This window comes from Burkholderia sp. MBR-1, assembly GCF_013822785.1.
Lineage (GTDB): Bacteria > Pseudomonadota > Gammaproteobacteria > Burkholderiales > Burkholderiaceae > Burkholderia > Burkholderia vietnamiensis.
On sequence record NZ_CP053609.1, the window covers coordinates 2,056,250 to 2,071,345 of the forward strand.

Consider the following 15,096-nt stretch of genomic DNA (forward strand, 5'->3'; position numbering starts at 1 on the left):
GATCAGGCTCCCGACGGTGCGGCTGCGGCGCCGCCGTCGTGCGGCGGCCCGTCGCGCGGGTCGCGTTCGTCGCGCTTGACGCGGAACCACGTGGCATACAGCGCGGGCAGGTAGAACAGCGTCAGCACGGTCGCGCTCGTGATGCCGCCCATCAGCGCGGTCGCCATCGGCCCGAAGAAGTTCGAGCGCAGCAGCGGAATCAGCGCGAGCACGGCGGCGGCGGCCGTCAGCGTGATCGGGCGGAAGCGCCGCACCGTCGCGCCGACGATCGCGTCGAAGCGTCCGTGGCCGGCGGCGATGTCCTGCTCGATCTGGTCGACCAGGATCACCGAGTTGCGCATGATGATCCCGAACATCGCGATCACGCCGAGCATCGCGACGAAGCCGAACGGCTGGCCGAACAGCAGCAGCGTGCCGACCACGCCGATCAAGCCCAGTGGCGCGGTGAGCACGACCATCAGCACGCGCGAGAAGCTCTGCAGCTGGATCATCAGTAGCGTGAACACGGCGATCGCCATCAACGGCATCTGCGCGTTGATCGAGCTCTGCGCCTTCGCGCTTTCCTCGACCGAGCCGCCGATGTTGATCTGATAGCCGACCGGCAATTGCGCGCGCAGCGCGTCGAGCTTGCCGTCGATCGCATGCGTGACGTCGATGCCTTGGGCGCCGGCCTGCACGTCGGACTGCACGGTGATGGTCGGCTGGCGGTCGCGCTCCCATACCACGCCGTATTCGAGCGTCGGCGTGAAGCGGCCGAGCGAGCCGAGCGGCACCGGGCCGTTCGGCGTCGGCAGCGCGAGGCCCGCGAGCTTCGCCGGATCGACGCGATCGGCGCGCGGCGCGCGCAGGTCGACCGCGATCAGCTTGTCGCGCTCGCGGTACTGCGTGACGGTCGTGCCGGACAGCGTCATCGCGAGGAAGCTCGACACGTCCTGCGACGTCACGTTCAGCTCGCGCGCCTTCTTCTGGTCGAGCTCGAAGCGCACCGAGCGCTCGGCCGGCTCGTCCCAGTCGAACTGCACGTGCACCGTGCGCGCGTCGCCGCGCATCGTCGCCGCGACCTTCTCGGCGATCGCGCGCACCGTCGCGATGTCGCTGCCGCTCACGCGGAACTGCACCGGGTAGCCGACCGGCGGCCCGTTCTCGAGGCGCGACAGACGCCAGCGCACGCTCGGGAACTGGTCGCGCAGCGTCGTCTCGAGCCAGTTCGCGAGCTTCTCGCGCGCCTCGACCGATTTCGCGGTGACGACGAACTGCGCGAAGTTCGGCAACTGCAACTGCTGGTCGAGCGGCAGGTAGAAGCGCGGCGCGCCGCTGCCGACGAAGTTCACCGCATGGTCGATCTCGGGCCGCTTGTCGAGCACCTTCTCGAGGCGCTGCGTCTCGCGCAGCGTCGCCGCGAACGACGCGCCTTCGGGCAGCCGCAGATCGATCAGCAGCTCGGGGCGATCGGAGCTCGGGAAGAACTGCTGCGGCACCAGCGTGAAGCCCATCAGCGCGACGACGAACAGCACGCCGGTGATCAGCAGCACGACGAAGCGCCGCTCGATGCACCAGTCGATCCAGCCGCGCAGCCGCGCGTAGAAGCGCGTGTCGTAGATGTCGTGCTCGTGATCGTCAGGCAGATGCGCTTCGTGCGCGTGCTTCTTGCGCTCGGGCAGCAGGTGATAGCCGAGCAGCGGAATCAGCACGACGGCCGCGAACCACGACGCGATCAGCGCGATCGCCGACACCTCGAAGATCGAGCGCGTGTACTCGCCGGTGCTCGACTTCGCGAGCGCGATCGGCAGGAAGCCCGACACCGTGACGAGCGTGCCCGTCAGCATCGGAAACGCGGTGCTGGTGTACGCGAACGCGGCGGCGCGCGCGCGGCTGTAGCCCTGTTCGAGCTTCACCGCCATCATCTCGACCGCGATGATCGCGTCGTCGACCAGCAGCCCGAGCGCGAGCACGAGCGTGCCGAGCGACACCTTGTGCAGGCCGATGTCGAACAGGTACATGAACAGCGCGGTCACCGCGAGCACGACCGGGATCGAGATCACGACGACCATCCCGGTGCGCAGCCCGAGCGACACGAGGCTCACGACCAGCACGATCGCCACGGCTTCGGCGACGGCCTCGAGGAAGTCGTCGACCGAATGCGAGACCGCCTGCGGCATGCTCGACACCTCGGTGAGCTTCAGCCCCGCGGGCAGTTGCGCCTGCAACTGTTTAGATTCCGCGTCGAGCGCGCGGCCGAGCCGGATCACGTCGCCGCCCGGCTGCATCGTCACGCCGATGCCGAGCACCGCGCGGCCGTTCGCGCGCATCTGCGTGACCTGCGGATCGTCGTAGCCGCGCGTGACGGTCGCGAGATCGCCGAGGCGGAACGTGCGGCCGTTGATGCGCACCAGCGTGTCGGCGATCGCGGCGACGTTGTCGAACTGGCCGCTCGGACGCACGAACACGCGATCGTCGGCGGTCGTCAGCACGCCGCTCGACGAGATGTCGTTCTGCGCGTTGAGCGCCTGCCCGAGCTGCTGCGGCGAGATGCCCAGGCGCGTGAGCTGCGCGTTGTTCACCTCGATGAAGATGCGCTGGTCCGGGTCGCCGAAGTAGTCGACCTTGCCGACGCCCGGCACGCGCAGCAGCACGGTGCGCAGCTGATCCGCATAGTCGTGCAGCTGCGCGGGCGTGAAGCCGTCGCCTTCGAGCGTCCAGATGTTGGTGTAGACGTCGCCGAACTCGTCGTTGAAGAACGGCCCCTGCACGCCGGGCGGCAGCGTATAGCCGATGTCGCCGATCTTCTTGCGGATCTGGTACCAGGTCTCGGGCACGTCCTTCACGGGCGCCGAGTCCTTCATCGTGAAGAACAGCAGCGATTCGCCGGGGCGCGAGTAGCTGCGCAGGAAGTCGATGGCCGGCGTTTCCTGCAGCTTGCGGCCGATCCGGTCGGTCACCTGTTCCTGTACCTGCCGCGCGCTCGCGCCGGGCCAGAACGTGCGGATCACCATCACGCGGAACGTGAACGGCGGGTCTTCCGATTGCGCGAGCCGCGTGTAGGCGAGGATGCCCGCGAGCGTCGCGAGCGCGATCAGGTAGACCACCAGCGCCTGATGGCGCAGCGCCCATGCCGACAGGTTGAAGCGGCCTTCTTCGCGAGGGCCGCTCATGATGCGAAGTCCTCCGCGTGCAGCGGCGCGACCGGCCGCACCTTCTCGCCGGCGCTGACCGTATGCACGCCTTGCACGACGACGCGCTCGCCCGGCTGCAGCCCGCGCGACACGGTGACGGTGCGCTCGCCGAAGCGCGCGACGTCGACGCGGCGCAGCTCGAGCGTGTCGTTGCCGCTGCGCACGACCCACACGGCCGGCCGCGGGCCGTCATGGAACAGCGCGGTCGCGGGCAGCGTGACGGTCGGCGCGCCCGAGGCAGCCGGCGCGCCGTCGAACGCGACGTTCGCGGTCATGCCGAGGCGCACGGCCGGATCGGGCGACGCGAGCGTGAGCTTCACGCGGTAGGTGCGGCTTTGCGGATCGGCGGCCGGCGCGATCTCGCGCACCTTCGCGGTGAAGCTGCGGCCGGGCAGCGACGGCAGCGTGACGCTCGCCGCATGGCCCGGTGCGAGCGAGGCGAGCGCGGTTTCGGGCACGTCGCTGACGACGTCGACGTCGCCCGACCATGCGAGCTGGTAGACGGCCTGGCCGGCCGACACGTTCTGGCCGGTGTCGGCCTGCTCGGCGGTGATGGTGCCCGCGTGATCGGCGGCGAGCGTCGCATAGCGCAGCTGGTTCTTCGCGAGGGCGAGCTGCTGCTGCGCCTGATCGCGCTGCGCGAGCGCCGACGCATAGCTGTTCTCGGTCTGCTCGAGCTGCGCGGTCGCGATCAGGTTCTCGCGCGCCTGCGCGCGATCGCGGTCGAGCTGCTGCTTCGCGAACGCGTACGTGTGCGACGTCGCATCGAGCTGCGCCTGCGCGCTGGCGACGTTCTTCTCGACGTCGGACGGATCGAGCAGCGCGACGATCTGGCCGGCCTTCACCATATCGCCGAGCCGCACCTTGCGCTCGATGATCTTGCCGGCGATGCGGAACGACAGCGGCGTCGCATAGCGCGGCTGGACTTCGCCGGGCAGCGTGGCGGCGACGGCCGCGCCGTCGGCGTGCGCGGTCAGCGTGACGACCGGGCGCGGCGCGGGCGCGGCGGCTTCCTTTGGATGACAGGCGGCGAGGACGAGCGCGGCGCCGACGAGCAGCGCGGCGCGGGAACCGGAGCGAATCACGAAACCCCCAGAGCAGGTGACAGCGGAACGAGGCCGGCAAGCGCGGCGCGCTTGCCCCGAGTGGCGCCGGCATAGGCGCGCACGGACAACGGCGAACGAGGTCGTTCGGAGACTGTCGCGGATTCTAATACACAGTTGTATCTGAATGCAAAGCTGAATCCGAACGGGGGTTGGTGCTAGACTTCGCGCCATGAAACCACAGCGCTTAACTCGCGAGCAGAGCAGGGATCAGACGCGCGAGCGTCTGCTGACTGCCGCGCACCGGATTTTTCAGAAGAAAGGCTATGTCGCCGCGAGCGTCGAGGACATCGCGGCGGCGGCCGGCTACACGCGCGGCGCGTTCTATTCGAATTTCCGCAGCAAGTCGGATCTGCTGCTCGAGTTGCTCGAACGCGATCACGATTCGGTGCGCGCCGATTTCGAGGCGATCTTCGACGAAGGCGGGCCGCGCGAGCAGATGGAATCGATGGCGCTCGCGTACTACCGGACGCTCTTTCGCGACGACGAGTATTCGCTGCTGTGGGGCGAGGCGAAGCTGCAGGCGGCGCGCGACGCGAAGTTTCGCGTGCGCTTCAACCAGTTCCTGCACGGCAAGCGGCTGCAGATGGCCGAATTCATCCAGCGCTTCGCCGAGCGCGCGGGCACGCCGCTGCTGCTGCCCGCCGAGACGCTCGCCTTCGGGCTGATGTGTCTGTGCGACGGCGTGCAGTCGTATTACACGGCCGATCCGCAGCACGTGTCGGCCGATGCGGCCGAAGCGGTGCTGGGCGGCTTCTTCGCGAGAGTCGTGCTGGGGCGCGCGCCGGACTGATGGCGCCGGAGGCGGCTCGCAGGGGCGGGATCTGGCTTGATGTGCTTCGAGGCTTCGGCGATCCGTTCGGGTCGCTGCCGGAGCGGCAGGCCGGCGTGAAGGGTTCGAGCGGGCTGCTGGACGGCGCGGATGGCCCGCATGGCGCGGCACCGCGGCGCTTGCCGCGCGCACCCCGCCGCGCCGGTCAGCGCTCGCCGGTCATCCGCCGGTACGCGTCGAGCAGCGACGTCTTGTAGACCACCCCGACGAGCAGCGGCTCGGCCTCGCTCTCGATCACCGGCAACCGTTCGCCCTTGAACGCCATGAAGCGTTCGAGCGCCGTCGCGAGCGGCATGTCCGGCGTGAGCAGCGGAAACGGCGTATGCGCGTAGTGGGCGGCCGTCTTGTCGGTCGTGTCGCGCTTCTCGAGCAGGTCGGACGTGATGTCCTTCAGCGCGACCGCGCCGCGAAAGCGCCCGGCGTCGTCGGTCACGTACAGGTACTTCACCGGATATTCGAGGAACACGCGCGTCATGTCGGCGACGCTCGCGGTGAGCGGCACGACCGTCTGCGCGGGCTGGATCAGCTCGCGCATCTGCGTGGTGCGCAGCCGCAGCCGTTCCTGTGCGTCCTGATGATGGCGCAGCGTGATTTCGTACATCGACGTCGTGCCGGTCGCGCGCGCGACGAAGTACGCGAACACGCACGACACCAGCAGCGGCAGCACGACCTGATAGCTCAGCGTCATCTCGAAGATCATCAGGATCGCCATCAGCGGCGCCTGCGTCGCGCCGGCCAGGAACGCGCCCATGCCGACCATCGCATAGGCGAAATACGCCGACGTGTGGCCCGGCCACAGCCCGTTCATCGCGAGCCCGAACAGCGAGCCGAACACCGCGCCGACGAACAGCGTCGGCGTGAACACGCCGCCGACCGCGCCCGAGCCGGCGGTCGCGGCCGTCGCGACCACCTTGAACACCAGCACCGCGACGAGCGCCTGCCAGGTCCACGGCGAATGGAGGATGTGGTTCACGACGCTGTAGCCGTTGCCCCACACGTCGGGAATCCACACCGAGATCACGCCGACCACGAGCCCGCCGAGCGCGAGCCGCACCGGCAGCGGCACGGGCATCCGCTTGAACTGGCGCTTCGACGCGTCGAGCAGATGCAGGAACTGCGGCGCGAGCACGCCGCACAGCGAGCCGAGCACCACGAACAGCAGCACCTCGGGGCCGGTCACGGCCGGGAACACCGGCATCTCGTACGGCGGCCGGTAGCCGGCGAATTCGCGCATCACGATGTTCGCGACCACCGAGGCGACCACCATCGGCCCGAAGCTCTCCATCGCGATCGTGCCGAGCACGATTTCGGAGATGAAGAACGCGCCGGCGATCGGCGCGTTGTATGCGGACGTGATGCCGGCCGCCGCGCCGCAGGCGACCAGCAGGCGCAGGCGCGGCGGGTCGAAGTGCACGAAGCGGCCGACCAGCGACGCGGCGAGCGCGGCGAGCTGCACCATCGGGCCTTCGCGGCCGATCGAGCCGCCGCTGCCGATCGTCAGCAGCGACGACACGCTGCGCCACAGGCTCTGGCGCACCGGCACGACGCCGTCGCCGAGCGCGACGGCCTCCATGTAGTCGGTGTTGCCGGCCTTGCGGTCGCTGCGCGTCGCGAGCAGCAGCACGCAGCCGGCGAGGAAGCCGCCCGCCGCCGGCATCCAGAAACGCACGTACCACGGCAGGCTGCGTGCCATCTGCACGAAGCTGCCGCTGTGCCCGGCGATCAAGCGTTGCATCAGGTCGATGCCTTCGCGGAAGGCCATCGTCGCAAATGCGCCGCCGACGCCGACGATGGCCGACCAGATCAGCATCGTATGAGCGTCGGACAGGCGAAACAGCTTCTGCGCGCGCGTGCGCAGTTTCAGCAGGAACGAGAGCACGGCTGAAAGACGGAGAGGAAGAGGACGAAGGAAAACGACGCGAAGCATAGCACTGCGCCGCGCCCGCGGGTTCCCCCGGCGGGCGCGGCGCAGTGCGCGGCGGCGTGGACGCGGATCAGCCAAGCCAGTGCTGCACGGCCCACGTGATGCCGTAACCGCCGACGATCAGCCACACGTAGAGGATCAGGCCGGTGGTCAGCGCCCGCGGGCCGGCCTCGCGAATCTGCGACACGCGCGTCTCGATGCCGAGCGCGGTCATCGCCATCGTCAGCGCGAAGGTGTCGAGCACGTTCAGCGTGTGGGTGGCGCTCGCGGGCAGCACGTTCAGCGAGTTGACGATCACGAAGCCGAGGAAGCCGAGCGCGAACCACGGCACGGCCACCTTGCGCTTGCCGTGGGCGCCGTCGCTCGCGCGGGCCGAACGTGCCGAGCGGGCCAGCCACCAGCCGAGCGCGAGCAGCACGGGCACCAGCAGCATCACGCGGGTCATCTTGACGATGGTCGCGACGTGCGTGACTTCCGGGCTGATGTCGCTGGCCGCGCCGACCACCTGCGCGACCTCGTGGATCGTGCCGCCGAAGAACAGGCCGAGGCCGGCCGGGTCGAGGTTCAGCAAGCCGGCGTGGTACGCGAGCGGGTACAGGAACATCGACAGCGTGCCGAACAGCACGACGCTGCCGACGGCCATCGCGCTCTGGTGCGGCTTCGACTGCAGCGTCGATTCGAACGCGAGCACCGCGGCCGCGCCGCAGATCGCGCTGCCGGCGGCGGTCAGCAGCGCGGCGTCGCGATCGAGCTTCATCACCTTCATGCCGACCCAGGTGCCGATCGCGAGCGTGCTGACGACGACCAGCACCGACACCGTCAGCCCCGGCAGGCCGACCTGCGCGATTTCCTGCAGGCTCACGCGCAGGCCGAAGAACGCGACCGCGATGCGCAGCAGCTTGCGCGCGGAAAAATTGACGCCGGCCGCCCAGCTCGCGGGCATGCCGTCGCGCAGCGCGTTGCCATACAGGGCACCGGCGACGATGCCGACGATCAGCGGCGACAGGCCGAGCGACGCGATCGTCGGCAGTTCGGCGAGGCTCGTGACGGCGGCGGCGAACAGCGCGACGAACAGCACGCCGTTCAACTGGCCGCGCATCGTCGGCGCGGCGTGGGACACAGGGGAATGCGTGGCAGTCGACATGAGGCACCGGCAGCAACTGATTGCGATGGCCTAATCCTAGTTTGGTTATATCGATATGAAAAATTGTGATTTGTGACATAAACTATCTGGAGAGCCGATAATTCACGTCCATGACCCCGGATCAACTGATAACTTTCGCGGCCGTCGCCGAGCATCTGAACATCAGCCGCGCGGCCGTCGCGCTGCATCTGTCGCAGCCTGCGGTGTCGGGGCAGTTGCGCGTGCTGCAGGACGAATTCGGCGAGCCGCTGTACCAGCGCGACGGCCGCGGCATCCGCCTGACGCCGGTGGGCGAGCAGCTCGCGCAGTACGCGAACGCGCAGCGCGACACGTTCGCGCAGGCGCGCGCGTTTCGCGACGCGGTGCGCGGGCTCGACGCCGGCACGCTGCGCATCGGCGCGAGCACGACGCCCGCGAGCTATCTGCTGCCGTATCTGATCGCCGCGTTCCAGCCGCGCGCGCCGCGCGTCGCGATCCACACGATGAGCGGCAATACGGCCGACGTGGTGGCCGCGCTCGCGTCGCTCGACATCGCGATGATCGAAGGGCCGCCCGGCGACGCGCTGCCGCCCGGCACCGCCATGCACGCGTGGCAGGAGGACGAGATCGTCGCGGTGGTGCCGGCCGGTCATCCGCTGGCGGCCGCCGCGTACGACGATGGCGTGCCGCTCGCGGCGCTCGCCGCCCATCCGCTCGTGCTGCGCGAGGAGGGCTCCGGCGTGCGGCAACTGGTCGAACGCGCGTTCGCGCAGAGCGGCGCGCCGATGCGCGTCGCGTTCGAGATCGCGGGCGTCGAGGCCGTCAAGGAGGCCGTGCGCGCGGGAATGGGCGTCGGCTTCGTCTCCGCGATGTCGTTGCGGCACGAGGATGCGGCGCTGGTGCCGCGCTCACTCGCGCCCGCGCCGCTCACGCGGCATTTCTCGATCCTGGTGCCGCACGGCGCCGCGCCGTCGCGCGTGGCCGGCCGGTTTCTCGAGATGTGCATCGGGGAGGCGGGCGGGTAGGCGTCGGGATGGGCGTTCGGACAGGCACTCGGACAGGCACTCGGACAGGCACTCGGACAGGCACTCGGACAGGCACTCGGATAGGCGCGCGGATAGGCGCGCGGATAGGCGCGCGGATAGGCGCGCGACCAGACGTTCGAACAGCCGCCGGACGCTCTCCGGGAACGCCCGATGCGTGTCCAGAACCGCGCTTTCGCGCGGCAGCCGTTGCTTAGGGATTTCCTCTATGGCGTGCATGAGAAGCGAAGCGCACCATCCGTCTCAAGCAAATGGAACCGGTTCCATTCCGGTTTAAAAGGGCTGAAAGGTTAGAAATGGCAGACATCGTGATCGTGGCGAGCGCATTCGGGATGGACCGCGTGCGTACCGAGGGCCACCGGGCATTCATCGCGACGGCGGCGGCGTCCGGCGCGAGCGGTTTCGAGGTGCGCCGCGAGCTGTTCGCAGCGGACGAGGACGCGACGCCCGACGCGCTGGCCGAGCTCGGCGTGGCGGTGGCCGCGCACGGGCTGTGGTCGGTCTACTCGACGCCGGCCACGCTGTATACGGAAAGCGGTGCGCTCGATGCCGCCGCGTTGCGCGACACGCTGGTCGAAGCGGACGCGCTCGGCGCGCGCTTCGTCAAGTTCCAGCTCGGCGGCTTCGCCGGCGACGCGCACGCGGCCGACATCGTTGCCCTGTCGCACGGCGCGCGTGCCCGCGTGGTGGTCGAGAACGGCCAATTGCCGGTGGGCGGCGCGCTCGCGCAGTTTCGCGCGCTGTTCGCCGCGCTGAGCGGCGCGGGCATGCCCGATGCGCTCGGCATGACGTTCGACATCGGCAACTGGCAGTGGCCGGGCGAAGCGCCGCTCGCGTGCGCGCATGCGCTCGCGCCGCACGTGGAATACATTCATTGCAAGGCCGTGGCCGGCGCAGGCGCGCGCCGCTTCGCGGTGGCGCCGGCGCCCGGCGATGCGCTGGTCGCGGACGTGCTGGCCGCGCTGCCGCACACCGCGCCGCGCGGCATCGAGTTCCCGTTCGACGCGGCGGATCTGGCGGCCGACGCCGGCCGGCGTGTCGCGTGGCTCGCGGCCGCCTGACGCCGCCAGGATACGGAGGAGTTCACTCATGAAAGCAGCACTCGATGTCGTGACCTACGGCGAAGCGATGGCGATGTTCGTCGCCACCGAGCCCGGCCACCTCGCCCACGCGACGCAATTCACGAAACGCGTCGCCGGGGCGGACCTGAACGTCGCGATCGGGCTGTCGCGGCTCGGCTTTCGCGTCGGCTGGATGAGCCGCGTGGGCCGCGACTCGTTCGGCGGCTACGTGCTCGACACGCTCGCGCGCGAAGGCATCGACGCGTCGTGCGTGACCGTCGATCCGCAGTACCCGACCGGTTTCCAGCTGAAGTCGCGCAACGACGACGGCAGCGACCCGACCGTCGAGTATTTCCGCAAGGGCTCGGCCGCGAGCCATCTGTGCTGCGACGACTACGTGGCCGACTACGTGCTCGGCGCGCGGCACCTGCATCTGACTGGCGTCGCGCCGGCGATCTCGGCGACGTCGTGCGAGCTCGCGTTCAAGCTCGCGCGCGAGATGCGGGCGGCCGGCAAGACGATTTCGTTCGACCCGAACCTGCGCCCGACGCTGTGGCCGTCGGCGGAAGCGATGGCGACCACGCTGAACGCGCTCGCCGCGCTCGCCGACTGGGTGCTGCCGGGCCTCGCCGAAGGGCAGCAGCTCACCGGCCGCGACGCGCCGGCCGACATCGCCGGCTTCTATCTGGCGCAGGGCGCCCGCGGCGTCGTGATCAAGCTCGGCCCCGACGGCGCATACTTTCGCACGGCCGACGGCCGCGAGGGCACGGTGGCCGGCGAGCGCGTCGCGAACGTCGTCGATACGGTCGGCGCCGGCGACGGCTTCGCGGTCGGCGTGGTCAGCGCGCTGCTGGAGGGCAAGCCGATCGAGCAGGCGGTCGCACGCGGCAACCGAATCGGCGCGCTGGCGATCCAGGTGATCGGCGACTCGGAAGGCTTGCCGACCCGCGCGGCGCTCGATCGGCTCGAAGGCGCCGACGCTGGCGCCGCGCACGCCGAGCGTCAGGAAGAAACCGTCACCGCGCAATGAGAGGCCGACCACGGCCCGATCCGCGGAATCACTTCGTGCCACGTGCACGGTTTTGAATGAGGCTGGACCCGGCGCCGCCGCGCCGACGCCGGTCGATTTCCGAACGACGGGAGCGGAGCCGGTATGCGACCGGCCCGCTCCGGTCACCCCAGGAGACACTCAGATGGCAGCCAACCTTGCAGTCCGACGCTGGTGGACGATCATGCCGATCGTCTTCATCACCTACAGCCTCGCTTACCTCGACCGCGCGAACTACGGGTTCGCGGCAGCGGCCGGCATCAACCAGGATCTCGGCGTCAGCAAGGGCTTGTCGTCGCTGATCGGCGCGCTGTTCTTCCTCGGCTATTTCTTCTTCCAGATTCCCGGTGCGATCTACGCGGAACGCCGCAGCGTGAAGAAGCTCGTGTTCGCGAGCCTCGTGCTGTGGGGCGCGTGCGCGGCGCTCACCGGCGTGGTCACGAACATCCCGTCGCTGATGGCGATCCGCTTCGTGCTCGGCGTCGTCGAGGCCGCGGTGATGCCGGCGATGCTGATCTACATCAGCAACTGGTTCACGAAGAATGAGCGCTCGCGCGCGAACACCTTCCTGATCCTCGGCAATCCGGTGACCGTGCTGTGGATGTCGATCGTGTCCGGTTATCTCGTCCACGAGTTCGGCTGGCGCCACATGTTCATCGCCGAAGGCGTGCCGGCGATCGTCTGGGCCGTGTGCTGGTGGTTCCTCGTGCAGGACAAGCCGGCCGATTCGCCGTGGCTCAGCGCGCAGGAAAAGCGCGACCTCGCCGCGGTGCTCGCAGCCGAGCAGGCGGCCATCAAGCCGGTGCGCAACTACGGCGAAGCGTTCCGCTCGCCGGCCGTGATCAAGCTGTGCTCGCAGTATTTCTGCTGGAGCATCGGCGTGTACGGCTTCGTGCTGTGGCTGCCGTCGATCGTCAAGAACGGTTCAGAGCTCGGGATGGTCGCGACCGGCTGGCTGTCGGCGCTGCCGTATCTCGCGGCGACGATCGCGATGCTGGTCGCATCGTGGGCGTCCGACAAGGTCGGCTCGCGGCGCGGCTTCGTCTGGCCGTTCCTGCTGGTGGGGGCCGCCGCGTTCGCCGCGTCGTACGCGCTCGGCTCGTCGCATTTCTGGATCTCGTACGCGCTGCTGGTCGTCGCCGGCGCCGCGATGTACGCGCCGTACGGCCCGTTCTTCGCGATCGTGCCGGAACTGCTGCCGAAGAACGTCGCCGGCGGCGCGATGGCGCTGATCAACAGCATGGGCGCGCTCGGCTCGTTCGTCGGCTCGTACTTCGTCGGCTACCTGAACGGCGCGACCGGCTCGCCCCTCGCGTCGTATGCGTTCATGAGCGTCGCGCTGGTCGCCGCGGTGATCCTCACGCTGTCCGTCAAACCCCAGGCGCGCGATGCGCATCCGCTCGCGACGCCGTTGCAAGGAAAATGAAAACGATGAAGCCTCGTATCGTCGCGTACAAGCCGCTGCCCGATGACGTACTCGTGTATCTGCGCGAGCACGCCGAGGTGATCCGGGCCGACGGCGCCGACGCGCTCGCCGACGCGCTCGGCGAGGCGGACGGCGCGATCGGCGCGAGCCTGAAGATCACGCCGCAGATGCTCGATCGCGCGCCGCGGCTGAAGGCGTGGTCGACGATCTCGGTCGGCTACGACAACTTCGACGTCGCCGATCTCACGCGGCGCGGCATCGTGCTCGCGCACACGCCCGACGTGCTGACCGAATCGACCGCCGATACCGTGTTCTCGCTGATCCTCGCGTCCGCGCGCCGCGTGGTCGAGCTGGCGGAATGGGTCAAGGCCGGGCACTGGGAGCGCAGCATCGGCCCCGAACTGTACGGCACCGACGTGCAGGGCAAGACGCTCGGCATCGTCGGGCTCGGGCGCATCGGCGGCGCGGTCGCACGCCGCGCCGCGCTCGGCTTCCGGATGCAGGTGCTGTACACCAACCGTTCGGCGCACGCCGAAGCGGAACAGCAGTACGGCGCGCGGCGCGTCACGCTCGACGAACTGCTCGCGCAGTCGGATTTCGTGTGCCTGCAGGTGCCGCTGTCGCCGCAGACGCATCATCTGATCGGCGCGGCCGAATTCGCGAAGATGAAGCGCGGTGCGATCCTGATCAACGCGTCGCGCGGCCCGGTGGTCGACGAGGCCGCGCTGATCGACGCGCTGCGCGCGGGTACGATCCGCGGCGCGGGGCTCGACGTGTTCGAGAAGGAGCCGTTGTCGGCCGACTCGCCGCTGCTGCGGATGAGCAACGTCGTCGCGCTGCCGCATATCGGCTCGGCGACGCACGAGACGCGTCATGCGATGGCGCGCTGCGCGGCGCAAAACCTGGTCGGCGCGCTGGCCGGCACGCTGCGTACGAATCTCGTCAATCCGGACGCGCTCGCGCATGCGTGAGCGCCGGCGCGTGACCGGCGGGGGCGGCGGGGGCGGATAGAGGCGGCGGTCTTGGTGCGGGAGGGCAGGCTGCGTTATGATCGCCCGCTCGTCGCATCGACGAACCGGCCGCGCGGCCGGCGGCGTGGTGCGACGGGCATCCGTGCCGGGTCCGGTGCGGCCGGCGCCATCCGGTTCAGGTGGCCGCAGCGGGCGAGCGCGCAGCACGATCGCGGCGACGCGGGCCGGGCGGCTTTCGTATCCAACAACAAAGGTCCGTCCGCAGACGAAGCGGCGCGGATCGTACGTCGCGAGGCACGACTTGAGCGATTCGCAACCTTCCACGCAGCGTCCGGCGACGATCAGCGACGTCGCCCGCGAGGCCGGCACGGGCAAGACCAGCGTTTCGCGCTATCTGAACGGCGAGACGCACGTGCTGTCCGCCGATCTGCGCCAGCGGATCGAGGCGGCGATCGCCCGCCTGAACTACCGGCCGAACCAGATGGCGCGCGGGCTGAAACGCGGCCGCAACCGGCTGCTCGGCATGCTCGCGGCCGACCTCACCAATCCGTATACCGTCGAAGTGCTGCAGGGCGTCGAGGCCGCGTGCCACGCGCTCGGCTACATGCCGCTGATCTGCCACGCCGCGAATGAAGTCGAGATGGAGCGGCGCTTCCTGCAGCTGCTCACGACCTACCGCGTCGAAGGGCTGATCGTCAACGCGCTGGGCGCCGAGGAAGACGCGCTGCGCCCGCTGCGCGGCGGCGGCATCCCGGCCGTGCTGGTCGACCGGACGGTCGAGGGCTTCGAGGCCGACCTGATCGGCCTCGACAACACCGACGCGATCGAGACGGCGCTCGCGCACCTGATCGCGCGCGGCTTCGAGGCGATCCATTTCATCGTGCAGCCGTTCGAGCGCGTCAGCTCGCGGCGTCTGCGCGAGGCCGCGTTCCGCGCGGCGCTCGACGCGCGCGGGCTGCCGGTGCCGCCGACGATCGTGCTCGACCTCAACGAGCCCGCGACCGCGGCGGCGGCGCTCGCCGACCTCGACGCGCGCGTCGACGACGCATTGCGGCGCGGTGCGCGCGCGGCGCTGTTCGCGGCGAACGGCCCGGTCGCGCTCGCGATCGCGCGCCATCTGCGCGCGCGCTTCGGCCCGGCATGGCAGGAGAAGGCCGCGCTCCTGTCGATCGACGACCCGGAGTGGGCCGAGCTGATCGGCATCACGACGATTCGCCAGCCGACCTACGAGATCGGCTACAAGGCCGTCGAATTCGTGCACGAGCGCATCGACGGCGCGGGCGGCGACCCGCGTGTCGCGCTGCTGCGCGGCGAGCTGGTCGTGCGCGCGTCGACCGCAAGCTGAGTATCATTCGGGCACGCGGCGCAGCGGGTGCGCCGCTCCGAACAAGG

Annotated in this window: 11 protein-coding genes; 7 read left to right on the plus strand and 4 right to left on the minus strand. The window is 69.7% G+C overall.

The features are described 5' to 3' along the window. Positions 1 to 2: 2 nt before the first annotated feature. Together MBR110_RS09515 and MBR110_RS09520 are read right to left on the minus strand one after the other, a co-directional pair. On the minus strand, positions 3 to 3,152 hold the full coding sequence (locus tag MBR110_RS09515; protein WP_011884914.1) for an efflux RND transporter permease subunit: 3,150 nt from the start codon (positions 3,150 to 3,152) through the stop codon (positions 3 to 5). Further along, entirely contained in the window at positions 3,149 to 4,258 is a 1,110-nt protein-coding gene (locus MBR110_RS09520; protein ID WP_176300158.1) for an efflux RND transporter periplasmic adaptor subunit, read from the minus strand. Before MBR110_RS09520 ends, MBR110_RS09515 begins: the two co-directional genes overlap by 4 nt. A gap of 190 nt (positions 4,259 to 4,448) precedes the next feature. Here MBR110_RS09520 and MBR110_RS09525 point away from each other — a divergent pair, with 190 nt between their 5' ends. Next, positions 4,449 to 5,069, plus strand: a complete 621-nt coding sequence (locus MBR110_RS09525; RefSeq protein WP_011884912.1) for a TetR/AcrR family transcriptional regulator — start codon at positions 4,449 to 4,451, stop codon at positions 5,067 to 5,069. Between the two features lie 184 nt (positions 5,070 to 5,253). Here MBR110_RS09525 and MBR110_RS09530 read toward each other — a convergent pair whose 3' ends face one another. Both MBR110_RS09530 and MBR110_RS09535 read right to left on the minus strand, forming a co-directional pair. Further along, positions 5,254 to 6,987 carry a ClcB-like voltage-gated chloride channel protein gene (locus MBR110_RS09530; protein WP_220138100.1) on the minus strand — a complete coding sequence of 578 codons (1,734 nt, stop codon included), beginning with the start codon at positions 6,985 to 6,987 and terminating at the stop codon, positions 5,254 to 5,256. A gap of 115 nt (positions 6,988 to 7,102) precedes the next feature. Next, positions 7,103 to 8,176 carry a YeiH family protein gene (locus MBR110_RS09535; RefSeq protein ID WP_011884910.1) on the minus strand — a complete coding sequence of 358 codons (1,074 nt, stop codon included), beginning with the start codon at positions 8,174 to 8,176 and terminating at the stop codon, positions 7,103 to 7,105. Positions 8,177 to 8,286: 110 nt separating this feature from the next. Here MBR110_RS09535 and MBR110_RS09540 point away from each other — a divergent pair, with 110 nt between their 5' ends. From MBR110_RS09540 to MBR110_RS09565, 6 genes are all read left to right on the plus strand, one after another. Continuing rightward, positions 8,287 to 9,180, plus strand: a complete 894-nt coding sequence (locus MBR110_RS09540; RefSeq protein WP_011884909.1) for a LysR family transcriptional regulator — start codon at positions 8,287 to 8,289, stop codon at positions 9,178 to 9,180. Positions 9,181 to 9,494: 314 nt separating this feature from the next. Continuing rightward, positions 9,495 to 10,259: a xylose isomerase gene (locus MBR110_RS09545; protein ID WP_059568172.1), complete on the plus strand. Its 765-nt coding sequence runs from the start codon at positions 9,495 to 9,497 to the stop codon at positions 10,257 to 10,259. A gap of 28 nt (positions 10,260 to 10,287) precedes the next feature. Further along, on the plus strand, positions 10,288 to 11,289 hold the full coding sequence (locus tag MBR110_RS09550) for a sugar kinase (protein WP_011884907.1): 1,002 nt from the start codon (positions 10,288 to 10,290) through the stop codon (positions 11,287 to 11,289). 163 nt (positions 11,290 to 11,452) lie between these two features. Next, positions 11,453 to 12,733: an MFS transporter gene (locus MBR110_RS09555; RefSeq protein WP_181709041.1), complete on the plus strand. Its 1,281-nt coding sequence runs from the start codon at positions 11,453 to 11,455 to the stop codon at positions 12,731 to 12,733. Positions 12,734 to 12,738: 5 nt separating this feature from the next. After that, positions 12,739 to 13,704 carry an NAD(P)-dependent oxidoreductase gene (locus MBR110_RS09560; protein WP_059622592.1) on the plus strand — a complete coding sequence of 322 codons (966 nt, stop codon included), beginning with the start codon at positions 12,739 to 12,741 and terminating at the stop codon, positions 13,702 to 13,704. 301 nt (positions 13,705 to 14,005) lie between these two features. Further along, a complete protein-coding gene (locus MBR110_RS09565; protein ID WP_046427002.1) occupies positions 14,006 to 15,049 on the plus strand; it encodes a LacI family DNA-binding transcriptional regulator in 1,044 nt (347 codons plus the stop codon). Positions 15,050 to 15,096 lie beyond the last annotated feature (47 nt).

Excerpts from the sequence above, each read along its gene's own strand:
- MBR110_RS09515 (WP_011884914.1), bottom strand. The coding sequence starts at position 3,152 with ATGAGCGGCCCTCGCGAAGAAGGCCGCTTCAACCTGTCGGCATGGGCG.
- MBR110_RS09525 (WP_011884912.1), top strand. The coding sequence starts at position 4,449 with ATGAAACCACAGCGCTTAACTCGCGAGCAGAGCAGGGATCAGACGCGC.
- MBR110_RS09535 (WP_011884910.1), bottom strand. The coding sequence starts at position 8,176 with ATGTCGACTGCCACGCATTCCCCTGTGTCCCACGCCGCGCCGACGATG.
- MBR110_RS09540 (WP_011884909.1), top strand. The coding sequence starts at position 8,287 with ATGACCCCGGATCAACTGATAACTTTCGCGGCCGTCGCCGAGCATCTG.
- MBR110_RS09545 (WP_059568172.1), top strand. The coding sequence starts at position 9,495 with ATGGCAGACATCGTGATCGTGGCGAGCGCATTCGGGATGGACCGCGTG.
- MBR110_RS09550 (WP_011884907.1), top strand. The coding sequence starts at position 10,288 with ATGAAAGCAGCACTCGATGTCGTGACCTACGGCGAAGCGATGGCGATG.
- MBR110_RS09555 (WP_181709041.1), top strand. The coding sequence starts at position 11,453 with ATGGCAGCCAACCTTGCAGTCCGACGCTGGTGGACGATCATGCCGATC.
- MBR110_RS09560 (WP_059622592.1), top strand. The coding sequence starts at position 12,739 with ATGAAGCCTCGTATCGTCGCGTACAAGCCGCTGCCCGATGACGTACTC.